This window comes from Apilactobacillus timberlakei (assembly GCF_002993965.1).
Classification (GTDB): Bacteria; Bacillota; Bacilli; order Lactobacillales; family Lactobacillaceae; genus Apilactobacillus; species Apilactobacillus timberlakei.
Genome location: NZ_POST01000003.1, coordinates 189418 through 211316 on the forward strand (window position 1 = coordinate 189418; position 21899 = coordinate 211316).

A 21899-nucleotide genomic window follows, 5' to 3' on the forward strand; every position below is an offset into this window, starting at 1 on the left:
GATTAGTTGTCACCTCGTAACTTCTTTAGAATACTTGGTAAATTATAGTTTTCTACATCACGGTAATTATTTTCATTTAATAATGGATCAAATTGCATGATGGAACGATAAGGAGTGTACTGCATTGCATCTTGATTTTGTCCGAAGCGAGCCGGTTTCATATCAATATTTCCAGAGAAAATATCATGACCAGCTTTAGTAATTAATTTTTCATTGTGCTTCAATAACAAATCTAAATCTTCTGGTTGCACAATTGGACTACTTTTATAGTAACTACCATCTTTTTTCTTTTGGATGGGAAATACTTTGGAACTTCCATATTTATCATCAGCAATGGTTGAATCAATTTTTTGAAGCAAGTCGCCATTATTAACCAAAATCCCTTGATATTTTTGTTTACTTAAAATCGCATCTTCAAAAGTTTTTCTTAAATCACTCTTTGAATATTTTGGATTAAAGATGTGCATGTAAACGGCACCGGCTAATTCAGCTTTTCCTTCTTCATCAAAGATGCCTAAATTATGAGCCAATACATCAATATAAGTCATCATTTGCATCGAAGTTCCATCATATACCCGACCAAAATCCATTTTACGTTCACTAGACTTGTAATCGACGATTCCTAAATAATCATGACCATCCACATTCATGTAATCAATACGATCAATCCGACCACGCACATTAATTAATTTCGGTGTTTTGATTTCTTCATCTTCTGGAATATCAAACTTCAATGGTTTTAAGTCATTTTTATGACCTACTTGGCCAAAAGATATTTCAGTTTTACGTGGCCGCATCGGTGTAAATTGGCTTTGTCTTTGCATCGTTTCAATCGTATGTTTAATGGTCTTTATTAATTGTGATTTAATGTAGTTCATCCGACTGGAGCTTTGCAGAATCGTGTATTGCACATCATTAGGATCTTCTAACATTTTAGCCGTTACTGTATCCACCAATTCATTCATTGCTAGTTTGTCCAATGATGATAGGTCAACATGTTCTTCATTCACAACGCGCATCAATTTATCTAAAGCTTCATGGTAGAACTGACCAGTACTTGCTGGTGATAAGTCAAAAACATCCCGTTCTTTTAGATTTAAACCATACTTCAAGAAATACTCATATGGATTACTGTAAAATTGTTCTAATTTAGAAATTGAAGTATTAATTTGATCACCATAAAGACCAGTAATTATATTATCAGTAAGTTTAGTAGGCGTATTATTGTAATCCAAGCCACCCAATAATTTATCAGTTAATGACGATAAATTATTATCTTTCACTAATTGATTATAAATATAGTGCCAAACAGGCGCCAATTTAGTATTAGTAGCTTTACTATTTTGACTAGCTTGCACTAAATGCCTTAGGGTTGCTCGCTTGGTCCCGATAAATTGTCTAATAATGGGATCATCAGCTTTAGGCATGCTCTTTAAATGCTCAACATTTAAATTAAAATGTTCTGCAATCCGTGCTACATATGGTGAAACATTAATAGAACTATCATCATCTTCGCCCAAAGTATATGAAAAAATTAATTGATCACTACCAGCCAAAAATGCTAAATAATTTAAGAACGGATCATTGGCCATTTGTTTTTCCGATGTTTCACGCAAATATTGTCCGTCAGCAAAACTATCTTCTAAGTCATCACGATCAGCATCACTAAATAAAGCTTCATTAGTTACTTTATCAGGCATCACATCATCAGTTGAACCCATCATAAAAATCACTTTACGATTATCCATTTGTACAATTCCACTTTCAGAAATTGCGACTTGGTCTAATGTTGATGGAATTTGCGAATAATTAGCACCTTCAAATCCACTTTGTAGTAATAAAAGAAAATCCTCTAGTTTAAATTCACGCTCGCCTAAAATTGAAACAAAGTCGTCAAGCAAGTTACAAAATGTTTGCCAGACCTGTTCTGGTTGTGAAGCTTCAACTAATTTACCATCATCAATAGATTGTTTACGCCATGCTTTTAACTGGTCAGTAACGCCCATATTAACCAAAAATTCATATAAAACTTGAGCTGCTTTTGCACCCGTTTTGGCTCTTTTAATTCGGTTAAAGAATGCTGGTAAATTCTCTTTAATAAAGTGACGAATCATATTGATTTGTTGATCAATGTCGACAAATTTATCAGCTTTTACCCCAAAATCGCTATCAGAAAACCATGCATATTGCCAATCAGTCGCTTGTAACCAACGGTTGCCTTCATAGCCATTTTTCAAAACTAAGTTTTCAGTTAAAGCTACGGCTCTGCGATAATCGTCAATCGAAATATACTCACCATTTTCATCTTTAGGAATAAATAATTCAGTCTTTAGTAAACGCATCACATCAGCATATTGATAGCTGCGTTTACTATTAACTGGGTCGATATTAAACAATGAATTAATAAGTTCCACTAATGGATGATCTTCCATTGAACGACTGACATCATTAAATGAAGGAATATCTTCTAAATCAAAAATCGGTGCTAAAACATTTTGATAACGATCTAAGTGACGAGTCATTACTAGAAAATCTGAATAACGATAATGCTTAGTTGCTACCATCTGACGAATCTTAGTTGCAATATGTTCTACTTCTGAGAATGGACTATCGGCTCTAAACACTTGAATAGAATCATTATTTTTTAATGGTACTTTATCAATAATTCCTAATTTAGTGGATTGTTGCCAATATTTATCAAACGTTCTTAAATCATCGCTAACACGTTGTTGTTTAGCCATTTGATCCACTAAAATATGGGTGTTATTATCACGTGCAAAGTTATAAAAATGATTATATAACTTTGCTGATTGATAAAAAAGATTGGGATTTTCAGGTAGTTGATTGGCATATTTTCGATTCAAGTTTAAAGAAATTGTCACACTTTTAGCATATTGAATTAAAAGTTCAACTAAGTGACGTTCTTGAGCAGTAAATTGATTAAAACCATTAAAATAAAAATGACTTTTAGATAAATCTAAGTTATCTTCCAACAAATAATTACAAAATAAATTAATGACATCCGATTTATATAAATATTTACCATCAGTTTGTTTTTCAAAAGCACGATAAATAATAATAAAATCATGCATCTTATCGTGTAAACTAGATTTTAAATTTTCATTTTTTGTGTAAATATTACTTAAATCATCTGCAGAAATTTGCCCTGCTTGCATTTCCGAAATTTGTTGAGAAATTTTTTGAATAAAGCCTGGTTGACCACTTTCACCGCGAAAGACAGTTAACTCATCTTGATGATCTAAAATAATTTGATAAATCAACATGTTAATTCCAGATTCACTTAAACGAGTCCGTTGATATTCAAGATTATTTTTCATGTAATACCAAACTAAACGTGTAATTGAGAAAGTCTGAAACTTGCTTTCTGCATAAATTGATTCATTTTTTGAATTTAATTTTTTTAACGCTTGAACTTCAGATTCAAACTTAATATGGTTAGGCACCAGATAAAAATACTGATCATTGGGATTTTCATTTAGTGATTTTTTAAGTTGTTCAATAATAACTGCCTCATGGTCGTAACTAGCAGTTCCTAAAATAAATTGCAGTGCCATTAAATTATCCCTTCTTTTTCATTAAATAGTATCTATCATTATATAATACGAACTAAATTTTAAAAAATTTTGTAAAAAGAAAACGCTATATTTTAAAAATGTTTCATGTGAAACATTTTTAAAATACAACGTTTGAAATAATCAATTATGCTTCTGGTAATTTGTTTTCTGGTAACTTATTTTCCTTCAATACTTTATTAGTGTATTGTTCGATATCCATTGCTACTTGTTGCATATTTTTATCTTTAGGATCCATGTGACCGGCTGTATCTTGAGCAACAGCCCAGTATGCTAAATTATCAGTTACTGGAATAATATCTCTAACAATTTCCATTTGAATATTGGGACGAGAATTTTTTAATTGTTCAAAAGTATTATAATCGGTGATCATATGCATATATCCACCTTGTTTAGCAACGCTTTTGAAAATAACCAAATGTGATTCTTCTCTAGTTGCTGATAATTGTTGTTTAATTTGGGATAATTGTTCTTTACTTAATTGTAATGCCATAATCTACACCTCGAATATTTATTTTTCTTCAATTAATCCAATGGATTGATTGATAAATTCTTTCTTCACAACCACATTGTAAGCTACATTTGCAACGTTATCAAAAGAAACTTTACCATAATCCATGGCTTTTCCTTCATCAATGATTTTTAATTTACCATTATTCTGTTGAGTCATTTCAACTGGTCTTAATACTGTATATGGGACTTCATATTCATCAACCAATTTAACTGCGTATCGTTGTTCATTTAAATATTCTTTTACATTATCAACATTATTATATGTAACTTTTTCATTTAGTTCATTATCAATACCTGAAGTTGATAGCATTATAAACTGCTCTAATGGTGGATTAACTTCATCTAAAGCCGAAAACAATGCTTCAAAGTTTAAATCAACATCCATTGGTCCTAAAAATGAATAAATAATATTTACATCTTTCACTTCGTCAATATATGACCCTTCATCATCAAAATTAACATCACTAAGAACCCTCACATTATATGATGCATTATCATGAAACATTGTAATCATTTGCTTGGCAACTGGATTGTTGCCACCTAATACTAAAATTTTTTTCATATTTACCACCCCAGTTTTCACAACTTAAGTGTAACAAACATTATTAAGGGAGTGAATTACAAAATACTTTAAAATTACTTATTTTTAGTTCATAATTGTTATGTTAATAAAAATTAAGGAGGCAAATTTTATGGCTAAAATTGGTAAATCAACAGTTAAATCTACTGCACTTGGTTTAGGTACTAATGCAGTTGGTGGAAATAATCTATTCCCAAACTTAAAAGATGAAACTGGTATTAAAATTGTTAAAACTGCTTTAGACTCAGGTATTACCTTATTAGACACAGCTTTTGCATATGGAATGGGCCACTCAGAAGAATTAATTGGTAATGCTATTCAAGGTTATGAACGTAGCAAGTTTGTCATCGCTACTAAAGCTGCTCAAGATACTTCCGGTAGTGACGTAACCATCAACAACAGCCCTGAATTCTTAAAACAAGCAGTTAATGACGCTTTGAAACGTCTTCAAACTGACTATATTGATATTTTCTATATTCATTTTCCAGATGATAATACTCCTAAAAATGAAGCTGTGGCTGCATTAAACGAAATGAAAAAAGAAGGTAAAATTAAAGCAATTGGGGTTTCAAATTTCTCACTAGATCAAGTTAAAGAAGCTAACAAAGACGGTTTGGTTGATGTTGTTGAAGATCAATACAGTTTATTACACCGTGATGCTGAAAAAGATCTATTCCCTTACTTAAGAGAAAACAATATTTCATTCGTACCATTCTTCCCACTAGCATCTGGATTACTAACTGGTAAATATTCTAAGGAAGTTACTTTCCCAGAAGATGACATCAGACATGGTAACCCTGATTTTGAAGGTTCACGTTTTGAAAAAATCGTTGATACAGTTAATAGCTTAAAACCATTAGCTGACAAGCATGATGTTACTATGGCAGAATTAATTCTTGCATGGTACATGAAGAATCCAGACATTACAGTTGTGATTCCTGGTGCTAAGAAACCAGAACAAGTTCAAAGCAACGCTAAAGCTCTAAACACAACTATTAGTGATGATGACTATCAAGAAATTGATGAAAAATTTAAAAATCTATAATCATATTTATAGACAATATTAAAAAGTCAGATTCTAAATCGGAATCTGGCTTTTTTAGCAAAGGAAGCGATAAATATCACATTTTCTACAATCATTTTTTTGATTTTTATTGGTATAATCTCTGGAATTATTAACAGTATTATTGGAATGGCTTCTTTAATTTCATATCCGGCTTTAATTTCAGTTGGGATTCCTCCAGTTTTAGCCAACGCTTCTAATACAGTTGCTCTAATCTCTAGTGGAATTAGTTCAACCTTGTCATCCTTAAAAGAGTTAAGAGGTCATTGGAAACAAGTTACTCCAGTCATTTTATTAAATGCAATTGGTGGATTGATTGGATCAGTTTTATTATTACACAGTTCGAATGCTGCTTTTTCTAAAATTATCCCCTTTTTGATTTTCTTTGCAGCATGTTCAATCTTAATACCAAAAAAACCAAAACTAGAGCAAAATAAAAAAAGTAACGGATTATTTTTTGAATACTTAATTTTGGGACTTGTCGGTATTTATGTTGGTTACTTTGGTGCCGGCGCAGGTGTAATTATGATTGCTGTCTTATCAAGAATTAGTGAAAGTCCATATAACGTTTATAATGCTACTCGCAACGTTGCTACTTTAGCATCGAATTTAGTTGCATCTATTATTTTTATTTTAGTCGCTAATTTATATTGGAAAGAAATTATTATTTTAGCAATCGGATTATTTATTGGTGGATTTATTGGACCAAAGATTGTTAGATATATTCCAACTAAAATTATGAAAAATGGTGTTGGAATTTTCGCTATTTTTCTATCAATTTATTTATTTATCAAAGCATTTTTCTAAAAGGAGAATTATTAAATAGATAGTGATAAAACATCTTTTATATAATTCATTATTTTCATGTATTAACTACAATATAATAAACCACGGAAACAATAGTAGACGCCAAATTGTACATGATAATGTTTTGTTGTAGTGAACATATTTTTCTCAATTACCTTTTCTAAATAAAAGAGATAGAAACCATTAAAAAAGAATATGATACCAAAGATACTTGCAATTAAATGATTATCTCTTATAAAAGTAAACAATACTAAAGTAAAAAAAGATAATAAGTAAGTAATTCTAAATAAATGCAGTTTTAATTTCATGAATTGATACTCCTACTTAAGAATTTAGTCCAAGTTTAATCTATAAATATTATCATCAATTTTTTCAATTTGAATATTCCAAATGGGATGAAAAATAAGTTTACCATTAATAAAATTAATTATTAACTGTGCCCCATCATACTTATTCATTTTTTCTCGATCATCATTTATACGTTTTAAAAATAATATATTATTATATCTTTTATCATAGAAGTAGATCATCGTCTTTTCATAGTAAAAAATATATTTATCAATTGTTAATTTTTTCATAATAACCCCTTAATAAGCAGAAATAATCTGATAAGTATAGTCGTCTAATTCGATAATATTCACAAAGCTATTGGGATGAAAAGTAAGCTGATTATCAACAAAATCAATAACTAAACTAAAATCCTCATTTAACAATCCTGGCAGAAATGCGATTCTTTGATTTTCCTCATCAAAAAAGCAATAAATATTATCATGATCATATTCAAAACTATATTTCCCTAAATTAACTATTTGCATACATTAATCCTCAACATTAATTATTTTATAAGTATCATTAGACTTTCTTATAATATGAACTGCATCTGATGACGCAAAATTTAACTCATTTTCTTTTAAGTTAATTTTCAAAACAATTTCCGAATAATCAGCACTCATAAAGACCAACGTTTTATGATCATTACTCAAAACACATGGATTCATATCCCTATCATAATAAAAATTAAAAGCACCTAATTTACGATTTTCAAGCATTATATTGCTCCTTTATTTATTCATTATTATTTTATATTCTTTTGATGCAATTTTCTGAAAAGTAACACCATATCTTGGTCTAATCACCAGTTGATTGTCTTTAAAACTAAAGTGAATCATAACTTCTTTATCATTATTTTTTTTAAAAAAAACAAGACTATTATTATCCATCAAATACTTTTCATCTGATGGGTTATAAAAAAATGAATATTCTTTAAAAATGACTTTATTCATAAAAATTAACCTCTAAAATTCAATTATTTTAGTAATTATAAATAATATATTAACATGTGTACATGGGAGGAAATTAATATGAATATTAAATCAATAGATCACATTGTATTAACTGTAAAAAGCATTGAGAAAAGTTTAGATTTCTACGTGAATGTTTTAAATATGCAGAAAATAGAATTCAAAAAAGGTAAAGACAAAAGATATGCTATAAAATTTGGTAATATGAAAATTAATTTACATGAAACCGATCATGAATTTGAACCTAAAGATCATTTACCTACTCCCGGATCAGAAGATTTTTGTTTAATTACTAAAACACCAATTGAAGAAGTTATTACAGAATTAAAAAACAAAAACATTAAAATCATTGAGGGTCCTGAAACTAATCCCGGCGCACTAGGTGCAATTACATCAATTTATTTAAGAGATCCTGATAAAAATTTAGTAGAAATATCAAATTATAAAAATATACATTAAAAATAAAAAGGAGTTGTAATACATGAATGTTGAGGTCCCCGATATCAAAGCCTTAGAAAAAATAACTGGCATCAAAATTAATGATTTAGCAGAAATGGTAAAAGCTTTCTACAAAATGATTATAGATAATAAAGTAAAAACCGAACCTAATAAGAACAATCCAGAAATAGATGAGAATAGCAAAAAATATATTAAATTCTCATTTAAAAATCCTGAATATCTCACATTGATAAATGATAAAAGTAATTTCTCTAATTTAGAAACATTCATAAGTTGTTTGGGAAATATTGGTGCTAACTTTGAACTAACTAACATCGTTGACGATAATGATGAAAGCAAAGTATTATCAATTGATTTTATGGTCAAAAGAACATGTTTAAAATAATAAAGTTACTTCTTATAATATAGTTCGTAAATAATAGACATTTATCATTTATATGGTAAAATTAAAACATAATATAGTTAAAAGACGAACTATAAAAGGAGAGATTACATAATGGTTAACAAAATCGCCGATTTTTTTCATTTTAATGAACTAGGAACCAATTACAAAAAAGAAACATTAGCTGGTATTACAACTTTTGTTTCAATGGTATATATCATATTCCTAAATCCTAATGTTTTAGGAGCTGCTGGAATGGATAAAGGAGCAGTTTTTACATCAACTGCTTTAGCAACTGCCCTTGGTTGTTTTTTAATGGGCATCCTTGCTAACTATCCAATTGCTTTATCTACTAGTTTAGGAATGAATGCATTTTTTGCATATTCAGTTTGTGTAGGGATGAAAGTGCCATGGCCCACTGCTTTAGCGGGTACATTCATTGCTGCTGTTATTTTCATTATTTTAACTGCATTTAAATTAAGAGAAAAAATCATTGATGCCATTCCTACAGATCTAAAAAGTGCCATTGCTGGTGGGATTGGTTTATTCATTGCTTTTCTAGGATTAAATCAAGGTGGCATGATTGTTGCTGATAAAAGTACTCTTGTGACTTTAGGTTCATTTCATACCGGTACTACTTGGCTTACCATCTTTGGTCTAATCCTGGTAATTATTTTAATGAGTGCTAGTGTTCCTGGAGCCATTTTTATTGGCATGGTTGCGACTGCCATTCTAGGCATGATTACTGGATTAATCGCAATGCCCCATCAAATTGTTTCAAGCATCCCAAGTATTAAACCAGTTTTTCTAGCTGGTGTCTCACATATTGGTGATATTAATACGGTTAAACTATGGATTGTTGTGTTCACTTTCTTATTAGTATCATTCTTTGATACTGCTGGTACCTTAGTTGGTTTAGCACAACAAGCTGGATTTATTAAAGACAACAAGATTCCAAGAATTGGCCGTGCACTAGCTGCTGATTCAACTACTATGTTAGGTGGTTCATTATTAGGAACTTCTCCTATGGGAGCTTTCGTTGAATCATCTGCCGGAATTGCCGTTGGTGGTCGTTCAGGATTTACAGTTATTATTACTGGAATTATGTTTATTCTAGGAACTTTCTTTTCCCCATTATTAGGTGTAATTACGGATCAAGTAACCGCACCGGCATTAATTATTATCGGTGTTTTAATGGCTAGTTCATTAAAAGATATTCATTGGGAAAAATTTGAATTGGCTGCCCCTTCATTCTTAATTGTTTTGGGGATGCCACTTTCATACAGTATTTCTGATGGAATTGCTTTAGGATTTATTACTTATCCACTAGCTATGATTGCTGCTAAACGTGGTAAAGAAGTTAATGCATTTATGTATTCATTAGCTGTTATTTTCATTATCTTCTTCTGGTTATTAAGCGAATAAAAGTATTAAAAGACTTTCTGTTTAAGCAAATAGGAAGTCTTTTTTAGTACAACCATTTATAATAAATATAATTTATTAAGGAGGAACACACTATGGCTAAAGAAGCATTATTAATAATAGATTATACAAATGATTTTGTTGATAATAAAGGCGCCCTAACAGTAGGTAAGCCCGGTCAATTATTAGAAAACAGTATCATCAATTTAGCTAATCAATTTGTTGAAAAAGATAATTGGGTTATTTTACCCACTGATTTACATAAAAAAGATAATCCCTATCATCCCGAAACTAAATTATTTCCCCCACATAATTTAGCTAACACTTGGGGACATGAATTCTATGGCAAGCTTCAGCCGTGGTATGATCAACATCAAGATGATGCGCAAGTTTATATGTATGACAAAACTAGATACAGTGCTTTTGCTGGAACTGACCTAGATTTAAGATTACGCGAACGAAATATTAAAACTATTCATTTAGTTGGTGTATGTACTGATATTTGTGTGCTTCATACTGCAATTGATGCATATAATTTAAACTATAATATCATAATTCATGAAAATGGTGTCGCTGCAACTAGTAAAGCTGCACAAGAATTTTCTTTAAATCATTTTAAAAATATTTTGGGTGCTAAAATAGATAGATAATAATTTGACTTAAAGTATGCTCTAATTGTTTAAATAGACTTATGTTAAAGAAAAGAGGTTATTTTTTTATGAAACAATGGACTAAAGAACAATTAAAGAACTTTTCGACAGCTGATGATATGCATGTTTCACCATTTTATGATGATCGCAAAACATATGGGACTCCTACTTGGATCTGGTCAGTTGTAAGTAATAATAAATTATATGTCAGAGCATATAATGGTCAAAAGTCACGTTGGTACCAATCAGCAATGAAACAACATGCTGGTAAAATAAAATTAGCTGGTCAAGAATACAAGGTTTCATTTAATAATGCTGCTGGTAATAAAAACTTGGATAATCAAATTAATGAAGCATACAAAAATAAATATGGTGATAGTCCCTACTGTCAACCAATGCTACAATCCGGTCCAATTTCTGCTACCGTTGAAATCGAACCTAAATAAAAATAATTCCCATCAAGGTTAATATAATAACTTTGATGGGAATTATTTTTATACTTTTTAAATCAGGCTTTTTTGTAAACAATAAATACTGTTTTTATCAAATTATATGTGACAAATTAAAATAAACAAGAATTTAATTAAAAAAGTATATTCCCAATAAAAGCAGCCATTATTCCTAAAATAGCTGTTAAAACATAATAAGTCATCGATAGTATTTTGTTTTTTAAATTCATCTGAACAATTTCATTCATATATGTAGAAAAAGTAGTATATCCACCAATAATTGCGATAAATAAAACTGTCCAGAAACTGGTTTTAGGCAATTGTCCATTAATTAATCCTAATATAAATGAGCCTGAAACATTAATAAATAGAGTAGCTATTGGAAAATTAATTTTGCTAAAGACATCTTTAAAAAATTTGGTTACTATAAATCGAAGTACAGAACCAATTGCAGCGCCTATTCCTACTGTCAAAATGTTAAGTATCATTTACCTTCACCTCTATCTATAATCAAATTTCCTAATGAATTTCCTAAACTAGCAAATATTAAACCACCTAACAAACTAAATGATATATATAAAATACCTAGACCAATTTCATGATTCATTAACAGGCTGATACTATCAAAAGAAAATGTTGAAAAAGTAGTAAATCCTCCAATTAATCCCATACTAATTCCACTAATGAGTGCTTCAGAAAGTTCCATTATTTTTGGTAATAGTCCTGTTATAAAAGCTAATAAAAACGATCCAATAATATTTATAATCATCGTCGCAATAAAATGATTATTCCCAGATATAAACGTAAAATATCCCCGTAAAAGACCACCAATAAATCCAAAAATAAAGATATAAATAACTTTACGCATAACCAAATCGCACTTCTTTCATATTCAATATAATAATATTTTATAACATATCATAAAATATTATCCATTTCATACTATACCAATTCGCATTTTTCTTTTGACATTTATCCCTTCAATAACTATTATTATTAAAGTAGAGGCTAATACAATTAAAAGAATATTATTAATATTATGAAAAATCACATAAGGAGTACTCATATATGCTACTTGGCAGCATTGAGGCGGGCGGCACTAAATTCGTTTGTGCTGTTGGTAACAACGATTATCAAATTGTTGATAGTGTAGTAATAAAAACAACGACGCCTGAAGAAACATTTGAAAAAACAATTAACTTTTTTAAAAAATATGAAGATTTAGCAGCCTTAAGTATTTCATCTTTTGGCCCCATTGAAATCAGAAAAAAATCATCAAAATATGGTTATATAACCGATACTCCTAAAGAAGGATGGTCTAATGTTAACTTTCTAGGCACTATTAAAGATGCTTTTAACGTTCCAATATATTGGACAACTGATGTTAATGGATCTGTATATGGTGAATATATTAATTTTCAAAAAAATGGTAAAAATTTAGATTCAATTGTTTACTATACCATTGGCACTGGAGTTGGTGCTGGAATCATTATTAATGGAAAATTCATTGGTGATATGGGACATCCAGAATTAGGACATGTAAAATTAAAGCGGCATGCTGATGATCTTAATTTTGCTGGTATTTGCCCTTACCATAAAGATTGTCTAGAAGGTTTAGTATCCGGCCCTACTTTTGAAAAACGAGTTGGTAAAAAAGGACAAGATGTTCCATTAAGTAACCACGTTTGGGATATTATGGCCTATTATGTAGCACAAGCTGCTGTGCAAATGACTTTAACTTTTCGTCCAGAAAAAATTATTTTCGGTGGCGGAGTAGTCAGCGAAACCTTTCTTAAAAAAGTCAGATTAGAATTTGAAAGATTGCTAAATGGATATATTACGATTGATGATGTTGACAATTATATTATTATGCCATTAATTGATGATAATGGCTCTGCAACTTATGGAAATTTTGCATTGGCATCATCATTAATAAATTAAAACTAAGTGCATTTATGCACAATATAATTTTTAATTAAAAAAATATACAAATAATTAAAAAATAAGTACAACTTGTAAACCCTTTCACAGCAAAGATTTACTTGATGTGCTTATTTTTTATGGATTATTTTTCAAGAAATTTTCTATAAAATGCTTTCTTTTTTTGAAAAATGAGTTATCATAATAGTTGTAAGATTGTGAAATGATTAATTAATCATTTTGCACAAGAAATTAATAAACTTGAAATTCAATATGAAAGGATCTTGAATTATGAAAGCATTAGTTTTAACTGGTAAGAAACAATTAGAAATTCAAAATACTGAAAAACCTGAACCAAAGGCTAACGAAGTTGTTGTAAACGCTAAGTATGCTGGTATCTGTGGTACTGACTACGCATTATACAATGGACTTCCAGGTTCAGCTCCAGCTGTACCTCCAATCGTTTTAGGACATGAAAACTCAGGTGTTATCTCAGCTGTTGGATCAGACGTTACTGATTACAAAGTTGGTGACCGTGTAACTGTTGACCCTAACATCTACTGTGGTAAATGTAAGTACTGTCGTACTGGCCGTCCTGAATTATGTGAAAACTTATCAGCTGTTGGTGTTACTAGAAACGGTGGATTAGAAGAATACTTCACTGCCCCAACTCAAGTTGTTTACAAGTTACCTGAAAATGTTGATTTAAAATCAGCTGCTACATGTGAACCAATTTCATGTGCCGTTCACGGTATGGACTTATTAAACATCAAACCTTACCAAAACGCTCTAGTTATTGGTGACGGTTTCATGGGTCTAATCTTTGCTCAAATGCTAAAATCATACGGTGTTAAATCAGTTACTCTAACTGGTCGTCATGATGACAAACTTGCTGCTGAAAAAGAAAAGACTGGTGTTGATAAGGTTATCAACACTACTAAAGAAAAGATTCCTTCAGAATACGATGTTGTTATCGAAGCTGTTGGTCAACCTGCTACTCAAGAACAAGCTGTTGAAGCAACTGTTAAGGGTGCTCAAGTATTAATGTTCGGTGTTGGTGCTCCTGACCAAAAATTCGAAATGAACACTTACGAAGTATTCCAAAAACAATTAACTATCCAAGGTGCATTCATTAACCCTAACTCATTCGAAGATGCTATCGCATTACTACAAAGTAAAGATGTAGATGTTGCTGACATTATTGATAATGTTATCAGCCTAGAAGATGTTGAAGGCGTTCTAAACGGTACTTCAGACCTTAAAGGTAAATGTGTAGTTAAAGTTTCTGACTAATTATTTGGAGGATAAAATTATGGCTTTAAACGATTACTTTGACGGATTACAACACGTTGGAATCCCTTCAAAAGATTTAGATAAGACAATTGAATTCTACAAAGCATTAGGCTTTGAACAAGCTGGCGCATTCCATAATGGTGAAAATCGTTGTGCATTCATGAGATATGGTAATTTAACCATTGAAACATGGGAAGGCGATCCGGTTGCTATGGAAAATGGTGCTATTAACCATCTTTCTATGAATTGTACTGATGTTGATAAAGCATTTGAAGCTGCTAAAGAACAAGGTTTCAATGTTTTAGATGACGAAATCCAATCAATCCCTTCTTTCTGGGACAATGGTATTCGTTTCTTCAATATTCAAGGTCCTAATCATGAAAAAATTGAATTCTGCCAAATCATTAAATAAGATTTGATAGGATAAAAAAATAACCTCCCCTTTTGGGAGGTTATTTTTTTATCCTATTCATGAATGTGTTGCATACAATGGTGTTTTTTTAGCATTTTTCATTGCATCTTTTTGGTTAAAATGAACATATTTACTGGAAACCCAACCTTTTTGGTTGAAGCCTTTTCCATATATATTTACATAATAAGAAACCGATTGACTAAAACGAAGTTTTTGATGTTTAGTCACTTTATAAAATTTAGTATTCATATATTTTTTAGACACCTGAGCAGCATAGTTTGATGGATTATTCACAATAATTTTCTTTAAAGCGATTTTTTTGTGCTTATTGGTTGTTAAATATCCACTAGGCTTTAAAGTAACTTTTTCGTTGTCTAATTTAATTGTTCTCTTATAGTTTTTGGTTGAATGAAGCATTTTTTGTTGATGATTTTGTTCAACATGATTTTTATTTGAAGCAGAAACCAACTGATTACCAGATACAATTAATAAACCAATAATTAATCCACTCAATAAAAAGTTACGATAAATATTTTTGTTCATAAAAAGACTTCCTTTTATTTATATATAGATACTGACTTCTTATTAGCAGTATATGTTGCTAAATTTCCCTTAGCCATCACTCGATTATTTTTAATTTTAAATGACTTAATAGCTAGTATTTCCCCATATTTTGCTCTACGAATAACTTTACCATTAATATATAGGTTAACACCCTTTTTATTAATAACTTTCATATAATTCATATTTTTAATGTGGTAATAAAGATTTAAGTTAAGTTTCTTATTATTTTTTCTATATAATAAATCATTTATTCTGCCCCCATAAGGTACAGTATTGCCATCCAGTTTCTGGTTTAAAGAAACGCTTGGATAAGCATCTGTATATTGCCATAGATCATATGTATACGATGGATTAGGCATATATTTAGAATAAGAAGCTAACCAAATATTATTATATGCTTTTAAAGTATTTTTATTAAACATATCTAATGTACTTTTAGAACCATAAAGAACAATTGGTTTTCCACCATTAATGGCTTTCATCTCACTAGCCCACGCTAAAGTGGAATAATCTGTATTATACTTAAAAGTTTTTTCAAAATCATTTGCATAAAATAGCGCATTTTTGGCTAATCTATAAAGATTACGTGCTTCTTTCCTTGCTTGATATGAGTCATCGTATTCACTATATCCATAAACACCATATTTAATATTGTAGCGATCCATTAATTTAACGTTATGTTCAAATTTTATATCTTTATAACTTCCATCTTGAACTCGCAAAATAACAAATTTAACTTCTTTTTTAAGATTTTTAGCCTGACTATCAGTTAAGTAACCTTGATATTGCGATATGTCATATGCAACCGGTGAATATCTTTGACCACTAGCATTTACATTCGTTTTACCAAAAAATACAAATAAAAACATACATAAAAACAAAGTTGAAATACAAACTAAAATTTTATTATTTTTATCCATAATTATTTACAACGTCCTTTTTAGTATTATTGGTAAGAAAGTATAACAAAAAAATAGCCTAAAAACCATTAAGATTCATTAGACTATTAATAACATAATTATTTAATTGAAGTTGCCATTTTCAAAGCAGCTGTGGCATTAGGAGCTTTAACTTTATAAACAGAGTTGCCTTCTTGCCAGGTAACTGAACTTTCAGTATCACTTTCAATTTGGATATTACCTTTGCTTTGAGGAATAGGTAATGAGTTATTTTGGATAAATTTAACAGCTGATTTAGCATTTTTAACTGCTGTATCATCGCCATTTTGTATATTAGCATGTGATACTAATGACCAATTACCAAAGTTAGTGCTTACATAAGCTTGACCAGCACCACGATCTTCATGCCCTTTGATATTATAACCTAAGTCTACTGAAGGTAAACCATTAGTACTGTCACTGCTTTGATAATCTACTTGTTGACTAGCAGCACTTGAATTGCCATAAGTTTTCTTATTAAATGTTGCGCCATCAGTAGAATATCTAACATTATAGTTGGCTTTATCACCACTAATTTTTGCTTGAGCTGAATTTTGTCTTGGTAATTTTTCGTTTCCTAATTTATTATCAGTATGACTTGAACTAGCGGAATTGCTAGAATTTTCATCTGAAGATGATTTACTAGAACTTGCATCACTAGAACTAGAATTAGATGATTTTACACTTGAACTAGTTTCTTGTGAACTACTTTTTGTTGATGATTTCTCTGAATTACCTTGTCCACAAGCAGTTAAAACTAATCCCAAAACGGCAATTGCAGGTACAACTTTCTTCCATGCTTTCATATAAATTTAGCATCTCCTCGTAAAACTATTTCTTAAATTTAGTATAACAAATGTACACTTCAATTTGTTTAAAGTTTAGGTTAAATTCTTGTTACTTTATCGTAAAGAACTGCAATAATATAAATGATTGTTTCAATTAAAGCAATAAAGAAACTGACTGGCAAGTTAGTAATAAAACTTAGATATAAACCTACCCATGTTCCAATCAACGAAAATAAAAATGATAATAAAGTCATCCCCCAAATACTATGGACAAAGTATTTAGCTGATGATGCCGGAATAGTTAATAAAGCAAAAATCAATAAAGAACCAACAATTTGTGCTGTAACACTAACTGTACAAGCTAACAATATCAAAAATACAATTGAAACAAAAGTGTTCGCTCTAGAATTAAAACTAGCTCCAATATCATCAAAAGAATTATATTTTAATTTGCGATAAATTAAAACAATCACTAAAATAATTAAGATACTTAGTGCAACTAAAGTTGTTACATTATTCAAACTTATTCCCACAATGCTACCAAACAAAATATTAGTAGCATAACTCGATTGACTATTAGCTAGTGATAAGAATAAGATACCTAATCCAATAAATAGAACTGAAAATACACTTATTGATGATTCACGGCGGCTGACTTTCGAACCCACCGTTCCAATCATTAATGAACTCAATACTGTAAATATTAACATCCCAATAATAGGATTGGTTCCTAAGAATACTCCAAATGAAGCTCCTGAGAAACTAATTTCAGATAAAGTATGGGTAAAGAATGCTGTTTTTCGGGCAACAACGAATACTCCCATCAATCCACATAAAACAGATATGAAAAAACTCGCAATAAACGCATATTGCATAAATGGATAACTAAACATATCTAACATTATTATTTTACCCCCTTTATTTTAGAAATGGTTCCTTGATGATTATAAATATTTAAATCATAGTCACCATAAGTTTGCACCAAGACTGGATCATGGGTAATAAAAACAACTGCAGTATGTGTTTTTTTGATAACTTGTTTAACCATATCTAGTAATAAAAATTTAGCTTCTTTATCTAAACTAGCGGTACTCTCATCCAAAATAAGTAATTTTGGTTCTGATACTAGCGCTTGTGCTAAGAAGACTCGCTGCTGTTCACCACCCGAACAATTACCTAATGGAGTTTTAGCTAAAGCTTCTAGATTAGTCATTTTAATAACTTTGCTTACTAATGCTTTTTCTCTTTTGCTTAGCCAAGGAATGATTGAATGTTGTAACCCTAGGCTAATAAAATCTTTTACGGTTAAAGGATAGTCATTATCGATATTTCTAAATTGTGGGACATATTGAAGTTGACTGCGCTTAAGATTAACTTTAACTGCATTGTTTTTATTGAAATTTTTTAAAATGGCTTTAACCATTGTTGTTTTACCAACACCATTTTCCCCTGTTACACAGGTTAAAGTAGCTGGTAAAATTTGAAATGATAAATTATTAATTAAGGTTCGATCTTGAACTGCAACATTTAAATTATTAACCGACAAAAGCGGTTGCTTATTTTCTTTCATTTTGTATCCTCTCTACTTGTTGGTATTGTGAAAGCATCCATTTTTGATAAGTTGTATTATTTGGCATTGTTTCAGTAACTTTGACTACTGGCACTTTATGCTTTTTGGCTAATTGCACCAGGTTATCGACGATGGAATCACTCGCCTGAGTGTTTTCAACAAAAAAAGCAATTTTATGATGAATAATATCTAGTTGTACTGATCTAATTTCATTGGGAGTAGGATCAGTTCCATTTTCAACCGCTTTAGAATATCCTCCATCTTTTACTTGATATCCCATTTCCTTTAATGAATAATCAAACACCGGTTCTGAAACATCAACCAATATTTTACTTTTATTAGATTTCAATTGTTTAATTTTGTGTTGAATTGGAGAAAAAGTGTTAATATATTTTCTTGCATTATGAAAATAGTATGTTTTATTAGCCGGATCTTTATTACTCAATGTTTTAGCTATTTCATTAGTTAATTTGATCATTGTTTTGCTAAAGTACCAAACATGCGGATTATCGCCTGTTTTTTTATTAAGTAAATTGGCTCCAACATTTAACAATTTCGTATGCTTCTTAGTATTTTGAGTTAATGGTTCAATCCAGGAATCATAACCCAATCCATTATAGATAACTACATTAGCATTCGAAATATTTTCAGCAACTTTAATTGTCGGTTGGTAGTCATGTGGATCAACATTGGAATTATTTATAATCGAGTTAACTTGGGCTTTACTTCCAGCAACCGCTCTAGCTGCCTGTCCATATATATCAGTTGAGGTGACAATTCTTATTTTATCGGAATGACTGGACTTATTATTACCACATCCATCCAAAACGATACTGACACAAAATAATGTCATCGTAACATATAGTAAGTTCCGAAAACTTTTCAAAGTTAGATACTCCTTATAATTTAAAATATAATTAATTGATAATTACACATAATTGATACATAATTTTAACATATATATATTACAATTATTCTAATGAGGTTTTAGATTTAAATAGTATTCGAGGTAAATTAAATGATTAAACAAATCTGGATAGATTTTAGAAATGCCCCGCTCAAAATTTGGCTAATCAGAGGAATTATATCAGCAATTTTATTAATAATGCTAATCATTGAATTAGCCAGACTGATATCTTTTCCAAAGGTTGAGGCTGAAGGTTTGAATTTAAGAAATGCACCAAATGATCAATCGCAAATCATCGAGCAAGTGCCACATGGTCAACACTTAAAAATAATCAAAAGCAGTGAAAACAACTGGTGGTACGTTAAATACAATAATCATAAGGGTTGGGTTGCATCATGGTTATTAAATCAAAAAAATTATAATCCTAAGAGCAGTAATAAGATGGCGGAAGCTACCATAGTTATTGACCCTGGTCACGGTGGGTCAGATTCCGGTACTTTATCTGCCAATCAACAATATATGGAAAAAACTTATACGTTAAAAATTGCTGATAAAGTTGCTAAACGCCTTAAAAACTTAAATGCTAATGTCATTATGACTCGTGATTCAGACAGATATGTCAGCTTAGGCCAAAGAACTCGATTATCTAACAATGTTAAAGCTGATTTATTTATTAGTTTTCATTTTGATTCTGCAAATGGTGACGGTAGTGCTAGTGGCTTTGGTGTATATAAATACCATCCTAATGCTGATAAGATCGCTAATACGGTAAATGAAGGTTTTGACTTACCCTTACATAGTCGTGGGGTTTCAATGGGTGATTATTATGTTTTACGTGAAAATAAACAACCTGCTATTTTATTAGAAATGGGCTTTATGGATAGTAACCATGACCTGCAGTACATTAGAAGTAATTCTTATCAAGAAAATGTTGCTAATCAAGTTGGAAAATCAATTAATAAATACTTTAACGAATAAAAATAACCACTTAGGTGTACAAATTTACCTAAGTGGTTATTTATTTTATATTAATTTTTAGTCAAGCTCTTTAAAGATGAGATTGACATCATGACGATAAAACTAAAGATGTATAAACATGATAGCATCCCCATAATCATGAATAGTGAGTGACTTTCCATTAGTAGTCCGATAACGAATGGTGAAAAGCCACCAATTGCACGACCAATTCCCATAATAAAATTATTAGCGGTTGATCTAATTTCGGTTGGATACAATCTACTAATGATTGCTCCATAACCACCATACATTCCGTTTGAAAAGAACCCCACAACTGTCGAAGCTAGTAATAATGTAATCCCATTAACCGCAATCGTAATTCCATATACCGCAAAAGCAGCAACTAATAGGAAGATACCAAATGCTTTACGTGGTCCTAATTTATCTAATATAGTTCCAAAGGTTAACATTCCCGCACTCATTCCAGTGATTGTCACAATCATCCATAATGATGATCCAGAAACGCTTAGTCCCAATTGTTTTTGCATAATGGATGGCAACCAATTAATTAATCCATAATACCCAGCAATTTGTACAATGACCATTGTACTTAATGCTAAAGTTTGATAGGTAATTTTAGGTGTTGCAAACAATTTTTTAATTGAAACTTTTGGACGTTTCTTAGTATTTTCCATAGAAGCTATGAAATCAGGACTTTCTTTTAGATGTCTTCTAATGAAAAAGGCAAAGAAGATTGGAATAATCCCAACTAGAAATAAAGCTCGCCAACCGAAAATTGGCACCATAAAAGCTGCTAATAAAGCTGCAACAATTGAACCTAATTGACCACCAATTGTTGAGATGGACACTGATTTACCTAACTGTTTCTTCTGGAAACTTTCACAAATCATTGCTACTCCTGCTCCGTACTCACCACCAGCACCTAAACCAACTAAGAATCTTAGGATTAATAATGTTGTAAAGTCTTTAGCAAAGACAACTCCAGCAGTGGCGAAAGCGAAAATGAAAATTGTATAAGTTAGTATTTTAACCCGACCATATCGATCAGCTAAAAGGCCAAATAAAATACCACCCAATAACGTTCCAAAAGTGGTGATTGTTGACAACATCCCAGCTGCTGCTGAAGAAATGTGTAGGCTTGCAATGATTGAGGTCAATGTAAAAGAGATAAACGATATATCCATACTTTCCAACATTTGACCAACCGAAGTTGATGCAATCACCCATTTTTGGTTATTAGACGTTAAAGCGTGGCTTTTTTGCGTATTTTCCATATTCAATTCCTCCAAAACGAATGCTCGCAGACATTC

At 30.6% G+C, this 21899-nt stretch carries 27 protein-coding genes; 11 read left to right on the forward strand and 16 right to left on the reverse strand.

Going from position 1 to position 21899, the window contains the following annotated elements; all coding sequences use genetic code 11:
- Nucleotides 1-2: 2 nt before the first annotated feature.
- The 3 genes from C7N71_RS04780 to C7N71_RS04790 form a co-directional block, all read right to left on the reverse strand.
- The gene (locus C7N71_RS04780) at nucleotides 3-3575 is read right to left on the reverse strand and encodes a PD-(D/E)XK nuclease family protein (protein ID WP_105987994.1); all 3573 of its coding nucleotides are present in this window, start codon (nucleotides 3573-3575) and stop codon (nucleotides 3-5) included.
- A gap of 145 nt (nucleotides 3576-3720) precedes the next feature.
- On the reverse strand, nucleotides 3721-4086 hold the full coding sequence (locus C7N71_RS04785; RefSeq protein WP_105987995.1) for a hypothetical protein: 366 nt from the start codon (nucleotides 4084-4086) through the stop codon (nucleotides 3721-3723).
- Nucleotides 4087-4104: 18 nt separating this feature from the next.
- Nucleotides 4105-4668 carry an NAD(P)H-binding protein gene (locus tag C7N71_RS04790; protein WP_105987996.1) on the reverse strand — a complete coding sequence of 188 codons (564 nt, stop codon included), beginning with the start codon at nucleotides 4666-4668 and terminating at the stop codon, nucleotides 4105-4107.
- Nucleotides 4669-4798: 130 nt separating this feature from the next.
- Here C7N71_RS04790 and C7N71_RS04795 point away from each other — a divergent pair, with 130 nt between their 5' ends.
- Nucleotides 4799-5731 (forward strand): aldo/keto reductase, encoded by a 933-nt coding sequence (locus tag C7N71_RS04795; RefSeq protein ID WP_105987997.1) that lies wholly within the window; start codon nucleotides 4799-4801, stop codon nucleotides 5729-5731.
- Between the two features lie 99 nt (nucleotides 5732-5830).
- Nucleotides 5831-6556: a sulfite exporter TauE/SafE family protein gene (locus C7N71_RS04800; protein WP_225361879.1), complete on the forward strand. Its 726-nt coding sequence runs from the start codon at nucleotides 5831-5833 to the stop codon at nucleotides 6554-6556.
- A 332-nt stretch (nucleotides 6557-6888) separates the two neighbouring features.
- Here C7N71_RS04800 and C7N71_RS04805 read toward each other — a convergent pair whose 3' ends face one another.
- The 4 genes from C7N71_RS04805 to C7N71_RS04820 are packed head-to-tail and all read right to left on the reverse strand — an operon-like array spanning nucleotide 6889 to nucleotide 7839.
- Nucleotides 6889-7134 carry a hypothetical protein gene (locus tag C7N71_RS04805; RefSeq protein ID WP_105987999.1) on the reverse strand — a complete coding sequence of 82 codons (246 nt, stop codon included), beginning with the start codon at nucleotides 7132-7134 and terminating at the stop codon, nucleotides 6889-6891.
- Between the two features lie 9 nt (nucleotides 7135-7143).
- Nucleotides 7144-7371, reverse strand: coding sequence for a hypothetical protein (locus C7N71_RS04810; RefSeq protein ID WP_105988000.1), 228 nt, complete (start codon nucleotides 7369-7371; stop codon nucleotides 7144-7146).
- A 3-nt stretch (nucleotides 7372-7374) separates the two neighbouring features.
- Nucleotides 7375-7605 (reverse strand): hypothetical protein, encoded by a 231-nt coding sequence (locus tag C7N71_RS04815; protein ID WP_105988001.1) that lies wholly within the window; start codon nucleotides 7603-7605, stop codon nucleotides 7375-7377.
- A 12-nt stretch (nucleotides 7606-7617) separates the two neighbouring features.
- A complete protein-coding gene (locus C7N71_RS04820) occupies nucleotides 7618-7839 on the reverse strand; it encodes a hypothetical protein (protein ID WP_105988002.1) in 222 nt (73 codons plus the stop codon).
- Nucleotides 7840-7917: 78 nt separating this feature from the next.
- On the opposite strand from C7N71_RS04820, the gene C7N71_RS04825 reads away from it, so the two are divergent.
- The 5 genes from C7N71_RS04825 to C7N71_RS04845 all read left to right on the forward strand — a co-directional run bounded on the left by C7N71_RS04825 (nucleotide 7918) and on the right by C7N71_RS04845 (nucleotide 11216).
- Nucleotides 7918-8316 carry a VOC family protein gene (locus tag C7N71_RS04825; protein ID WP_105988003.1) on the forward strand — a complete coding sequence of 133 codons (399 nt, stop codon included), beginning with the start codon at nucleotides 7918-7920 and terminating at the stop codon, nucleotides 8314-8316.
- Nucleotides 8317-8338: 22 nt separating this feature from the next.
- A complete protein-coding gene (locus C7N71_RS04830; RefSeq protein WP_105988004.1) occupies nucleotides 8339-8701 on the forward strand; it encodes a hypothetical protein in 363 nt (120 codons plus the stop codon).
- 111 nt (nucleotides 8702-8812) lie between these two features.
- Complete coding sequence (locus C7N71_RS04835) at nucleotides 8813-10123, forward strand: NCS2 family permease (RefSeq protein WP_105988005.1); 1311 nt, start codon at nucleotides 8813-8815, stop codon at nucleotides 10121-10123.
- A 92-nt stretch (nucleotides 10124-10215) separates the two neighbouring features.
- Entirely contained in the window at nucleotides 10216-10770 is a 555-nt protein-coding gene (locus C7N71_RS04840; protein ID WP_105988006.1) for a cysteine hydrolase family protein, read from the forward strand.
- Nucleotides 10771-10838: 68 nt separating this feature from the next.
- Nucleotides 10839-11216 carry a DUF2255 family protein gene (locus C7N71_RS04845; protein ID WP_105988007.1) on the forward strand — a complete coding sequence of 126 codons (378 nt, stop codon included), beginning with the start codon at nucleotides 10839-10841 and terminating at the stop codon, nucleotides 11214-11216.
- A gap of 137 nt (nucleotides 11217-11353) precedes the next feature.
- On the opposite strand, the gene C7N71_RS04850 is transcribed toward C7N71_RS04845, so the two are convergent.
- A complete protein-coding gene (locus tag C7N71_RS04850; protein WP_105988008.1) occupies nucleotides 11354-11707 on the reverse strand; it encodes a fluoride efflux transporter FluC in 354 nt (117 codons plus the stop codon).
- Nucleotides 11704-12087: a fluoride efflux transporter FluC gene (locus tag C7N71_RS04855; RefSeq protein WP_105988009.1), complete on the reverse strand. Its 384-nt coding sequence runs from the start codon at nucleotides 12085-12087 to the stop codon at nucleotides 11704-11706. Before C7N71_RS04855 ends, C7N71_RS04850 begins: the two co-directional genes overlap by 4 nt.
- Before the next feature lie 200 nt (nucleotides 12088-12287).
- Here C7N71_RS04855 and scrK point away from each other — a divergent pair, with 200 nt between their 5' ends.
- The 3 genes from scrK (at nucleotide 12288) to C7N71_RS04870 (ending at nucleotide 14844) form a co-directional block, all read left to right on the forward strand.
- Nucleotides 12288-13160 carry a fructokinase ScrK gene (gene scrK, locus C7N71_RS04860; protein ID WP_105988010.1) on the forward strand — a complete coding sequence of 291 codons (873 nt, stop codon included), beginning with the start codon at nucleotides 12288-12290 and terminating at the stop codon, nucleotides 13158-13160.
- 270 nt (nucleotides 13161-13430) lie between these two features.
- Entirely contained in the window at nucleotides 13431-14432 is a 1002-nt protein-coding gene (locus C7N71_RS04865) for a zinc-dependent alcohol dehydrogenase family protein (protein WP_105988011.1), read from the forward strand.
- 19 nt (nucleotides 14433-14451) lie between these two features.
- Entirely contained in the window at nucleotides 14452-14844 is a 393-nt protein-coding gene (locus C7N71_RS04870) for a VOC family protein (protein ID WP_105988012.1), read from the forward strand.
- A 57-nt stretch (nucleotides 14845-14901) separates the two neighbouring features.
- Here the strand turns inward: C7N71_RS04870 and C7N71_RS04875 are convergent, their stop codons facing one another.
- From C7N71_RS04875 to C7N71_RS04900, 6 genes are all read right to left on the reverse strand, one after another.
- Complete coding sequence (locus C7N71_RS04875; protein WP_105988013.1) at nucleotides 14902-15387, reverse strand: hypothetical protein; 486 nt, start codon at nucleotides 15385-15387, stop codon at nucleotides 14902-14904.
- Between the two features lie 14 nt (nucleotides 15388-15401).
- Nucleotides 15402-16328 (reverse strand): GH25 family lysozyme, encoded by a 927-nt coding sequence (locus tag C7N71_RS04880; RefSeq protein WP_105988014.1) that lies wholly within the window; start codon nucleotides 16326-16328, stop codon nucleotides 15402-15404.
- Between the two features lie 98 nt (nucleotides 16329-16426).
- On the reverse strand, nucleotides 16427-17152 hold the full coding sequence (locus tag C7N71_RS04885; protein WP_105988015.1) for a hypothetical protein: 726 nt from the start codon (nucleotides 17150-17152) through the stop codon (nucleotides 16427-16429).
- 80 nt (nucleotides 17153-17232) lie between these two features.
- Nucleotides 17233-18027: a metal ABC transporter permease gene (locus C7N71_RS04890; protein WP_105988096.1), complete on the reverse strand. Its 795-nt coding sequence runs from the start codon at nucleotides 18025-18027 to the stop codon at nucleotides 17233-17235.
- A gap of 11 nt (nucleotides 18028-18038) precedes the next feature.
- Nucleotides 18039-18704 carry an ATP-binding cassette domain-containing protein gene (locus tag C7N71_RS04895; RefSeq protein ID WP_105988016.1) on the reverse strand — a complete coding sequence of 222 codons (666 nt, stop codon included), beginning with the start codon at nucleotides 18702-18704 and terminating at the stop codon, nucleotides 18039-18041.
- The gene (locus C7N71_RS04900) at nucleotides 18691-19590 is read right to left on the reverse strand and encodes a metal ABC transporter solute-binding protein, Zn/Mn family (RefSeq protein ID WP_225361880.1); all 900 of its coding nucleotides are present in this window, start codon (nucleotides 19588-19590) and stop codon (nucleotides 18691-18693) included. The genes C7N71_RS04895 and C7N71_RS04900 overlap by 14 nt, the downstream gene beginning before the upstream one ends.
- Before the next feature lie 132 nt (nucleotides 19591-19722).
- On the opposite strand from C7N71_RS04900, the gene C7N71_RS04905 reads away from it, so the two are divergent.
- Nucleotides 19723-20589, forward strand: a complete 867-nt coding sequence (locus tag C7N71_RS04905; protein WP_105988017.1) for an N-acetylmuramoyl-L-alanine amidase — start codon at nucleotides 19723-19725, stop codon at nucleotides 20587-20589.
- Between the two features lie 50 nt (nucleotides 20590-20639).
- On the opposite strand, the gene C7N71_RS04910 is transcribed toward C7N71_RS04905, so the two are convergent.
- Entirely contained in the window at nucleotides 20640-21863 is a 1224-nt protein-coding gene (locus C7N71_RS04910) for an MFS transporter (RefSeq protein WP_105988018.1), read from the reverse strand.
- Between the last annotated feature and the right edge of the window lie 36 nt (nucleotides 21864-21899).